Genomic DNA, 3588 nt, shown 5'->3' with positions numbered 1-3588 from the left:
CTACTGTAGGACGTATGCTTGAAAAGTTAGGCTACAAAGTAGGTATCATCGGACAACCTGATGTGAAGAGTGATAAAGATATTAAACGTTTGGGTGAACCTCGTTTGTACTGGGGTGTAAGTGGCGGGAGTATAGACTCTATGGTGGCTAACTATACAGCTACGAAAAAGTTTAGAAACTCAGATGACTACACTCCAGGTGGTAAAAATACTAAACGTCCGGACCGTGCAGTACTTGTTTACACAAATCTCATACGTCAAAACTTTAAAAACACTGTGCCTGTTGTGCTCGGTGGTATAGAGGCAAGTCTAAGACGCGTGACACACTATGACTACTGGACCAATAAGCTTAGAAAGCCGATACTTTTTGACTCTAAAGCAGACATACTCATCTATGGCATGGGAGAACAGGCCATTCGTGACCTTACGCGTGCCCTGGATAAAGGGTATGACTGGAAAGATGTACGTGGTGTGTGTTACATAAACAAAGAACCTGTGGAACATTATCATCAACTTCCCTCTCATCAAGATTGTCTGGATGATAAAGAAAAATACATAGACCTTTTTGATCTCTTTTATGACAACAACGACCCCATCGCAGCAAAAGGACTTTGCCAAAAGGTAGATACACGCTACTCGATACAAAACCCGCCATGCGATTATCTGAATGAACCAGAGATGGATGAAGTCTCAGCACTTCCATTTACAAGAGAGCTTCATCCTTACCACCGACCAGAAGGTAAAGTCAAATGTTTGGAGACGATCAAGTTTTCCATCATGACCCATCAGGGATGCTGGGGAGAGTGTAATTTCTGTGCCATAGGTGTACACCAGGGACGTACGATTCGTACACGTTCTGAGCAGTCTATCGTGAAAGAAGCCAACCAGTTCAAAGAGTACAAAGACTTTAAGGGTATCATCTCAGACCTTGGAGGTCCTACAGCGAACATGTATGGCTATGAGTGTAACAAAAAACTTAAACTTGGCACCTGTGATCACCAACGTTGTGTTGACTCACGTCATCTTTGTTCATCTATGAAACCTGACCATACACGTGTCATAGGTATGATGAAACAGGTGCGTAACATAGACGGTATCAAAAAAGCATTTGTCGCTTCAGGGATACGTTATGACCTTATCACAGAAGACAAACGCAAGGGATACTCTTACCTTAAAGAGCTGGTTAAACACCATATCTCAGGACAAATGAAAGTTGCTCCTGAACATACACAACAACATGTACTTGACCTTATGGGTAAACCGGGGAAACAAACTCTGATTGACTTTAAAAGGCTTTATGACAAGCTAAACAAAGATATGGGAAAGAAGCAGTTTCTTACCTACTACCTCATAGCAGCACATCCTGGTTGTGAAGAGAAAGACATGCATGAACTGAAACGTTTTACGACCCATGAACTCAAAATGAATCCAGAACAGGCTCAGGTCTTTACACCAACACCAGGTACTTACTCTGCGGTAATGTACTACACAGAGATGGATCCTGTAACACGTAAAAAGATCTTTGTTGAAAAAGATACACATAGGAAAGAGAAACAAAAAGCCATCGTGCAGGCAAAAATGAACTTTACCTCAGGATTTTCAAGTTAATGCCTAAAAGACCGATCTATATCACCGACCTTGATCACACTTTCTTACGTTCTGACCTAAGTATCAGTGATTTTAGTACGGAGACCTGGAACAATAAAGCAGAGTCATCCATTATGACCATTGCCACTGCCAGAAGCTTTCAGAAATCACAGGAGCTACTTAAGAAGATTCATATCAATGCACCTATGATACTCCTTGATGGTACAATTATCATCACCCCGGAACGTAAACTGATAGACCTAAAGACAATCAATAAAGAGCTGGGTGATGCCATCGTGGATGTTGGTACACAGTTTGATATAGATCCTTTCATCATAGGGGTAAAAGACAAAGAATTAAATGAGTCTTTTTTATACCCAAGAAAACTCAATGAGTACCAGCAAGATGTACTCAAAGGCTATAAGGATGATCCGCGAATGCAGTTTAATCCTAACAACCGAACAATGCAACAAAATCTAAAGATAGTCTATTTTGGTTATGAAGAACAACTACGTCCGCTTTATGAAGAGATACAAAAAGTATTCGGTACGAACATAGAAGCCAAACTCTCTCCAGAAAAATATGGAGGCGGTTACTTCCTTACTCTACTTCATTCTGAAGGAGACAAATCCCATGCCATGCAAAAGGTGATGGAGTATCTGGGTCGTGGCCATGAAGAGATAACAGTATTTGGTGACAGTGTGAATGACCTGGGCATGTTCAAACTTGCAGGAACTTCTGTGGCCGTTTCAAATGCCTTAGATGAAGTAAAAGCTGTTGCAGATCTTGTACTTCCTCACTCTAATGATGAAGATGCAGTGGCTAGGTATTTAAAAAATATTGGATAAATAGTTAATTGACTTTCTCATAAAAATATTGGAATCCTATGAAATATGCTATAAGTTTTGCGCCAAGGCAAAAGGAGTAAAAACCTTATAAAGTTATATATTTTACAAGGTTTTGGAAAAATAATGTCTTTTAAACAAGAACCGTAAGAAAAAACTTTATTTAAAGAAAAAACTCTGGCTAATCTATACCTACATGAAGCTGATAGTTTGCTACTTCATTTCTTCTTGCCGCACTGCGCATCATATAAACCTGAATGGTGTAAGTACCATCTTTAGGCAGATTTCCTGTATACATATTTCCCTTGATAGATCCAATGAACATTGCCTGATCTCCAGGGCCTTTACCCGGTTCAAAAATATTAAAATAGGTCGCGGTATGTTTACTTTCCAAACTTACACGCATATACTGGCCTGACTTGGCTCCGAGTTTATAATTGTAGGTTTCGTATCCTTTGATCTTACCCTTCATAGTGGTACCAGTTGTACCTTTGTCAAAGTGAACCTGTTTGTTATGTACAATATCTTTAGCCATTGAAGGCATTGAGAGTAATCCTATTCCTGTCACTACTGCAAATAATTTTCTTTTCATCATGTCTCCAATTTAATGTAATGTATTAATAACATCTCAATTGTATCATAAGTGTTTGCAGTAATCAAATATCTCAATTAGAATATTGCTCTGTCTATATCTAAGACAAACACTTCTTCTTACATAGTGGGAACAGGAATCAACGACGAAGTACTCGATACAGTGCCCAACTAGAGAGCATTGCCAGCAACGGCCAGATCATAAGAAGGTCTACCCTGATATTTGCTTCTGGTGTCCTGATCTGAACCAGTAACTCCCAGGCCGCATAAAGTCCCCATGCGATAGACGCAATAAGCAGAAGACGGGTCTGGCGTATACTGTCAAACCACTGTAAGATGAAGTAAGCCCCAAGAAATGCAACAGCAACTACAAGTATGTTAAATGGTTTTGCCACAAACAATAGAGCAAGAAAGTCCAAGTTGATCTCCTGTTAATTATCTGCTTTCTAAACGTGAACCCCGTCATCTACAAGCAGACTGAAGGAAAACCGTTCGTACTTTCATAGCAATTGTATCATCCATAGACTGAAACTAAACGAGATGCCATTGTGTATCAATCAATATAC

Annotated in this window: 4 protein-coding genes; 2 read left to right on the top strand and 2 right to left on the bottom strand. The window is 39.7% G+C overall.

The window, feature by feature from the left end; translation table 11 throughout:
• Positions 1-1607 (top strand): YgiQ family radical SAM protein (locus tag WBM70_RS10000; protein WP_424558364.1); only part of this gene is annotated, 1607 nt, incomplete at its 5' end.
• Entirely contained in the window at positions 1607-2434 is an 828-nt protein-coding gene (locus WBM70_RS09995; protein ID WP_424558363.1) for an HAD-IIB family hydrolase, read from the top strand. The genes WBM70_RS10000 and WBM70_RS09995, both read left to right, overlap by 1 nt.
• 178 nt (positions 2435-2612) lie before the next feature.
• Here WBM70_RS09995 and WBM70_RS09990 read toward each other — a convergent pair whose 3' ends face one another.
• Together WBM70_RS09990 and WBM70_RS09985 are read right to left on the bottom strand one after the other, a co-directional pair.
• A complete protein-coding gene (locus WBM70_RS09990) occupies positions 2613-3023 on the bottom strand; it encodes a hypothetical protein (protein WP_424558362.1) in 411 nt (136 codons plus the stop codon).
• Between the two features lie 139 nt (positions 3024-3162).
• Positions 3163-3441 (bottom strand): hypothetical protein, encoded by a 279-nt coding sequence (locus WBM70_RS09985; protein WP_424558361.1) that lies wholly within the window; start codon positions 3439-3441, stop codon positions 3163-3165.
• Positions 3442-3588 lie beyond the last annotated feature (147 nt).

This window comes from Sulfurovum sp. (assembly GCF_049668085.1).
Classification (GTDB): Bacteria; Campylobacterota; Campylobacteria; order Campylobacterales; family Sulfurovaceae; genus Sulfurovum.
Note: the sequence above shows the minus strand (reverse complement) of the source record. Positions and strands in the feature narration are given on the sequence as shown.

What these genes read in the sequence shown, in the direction of transcription:
- WBM70_RS09990 (WP_424558362.1), bottom strand. Translation starts at nt 3,023, where the DNA reads ATGAAAAGAAAATTATTTGCAGTAGTGACAGGAATAGGATTACTCTCA.
- WBM70_RS09995 (WP_424558363.1), top strand. Translation starts at nt 1,607, where the DNA reads ATGCCTAAAAGACCGATCTATATCACCGACCTTGATCACACTTTCTTA.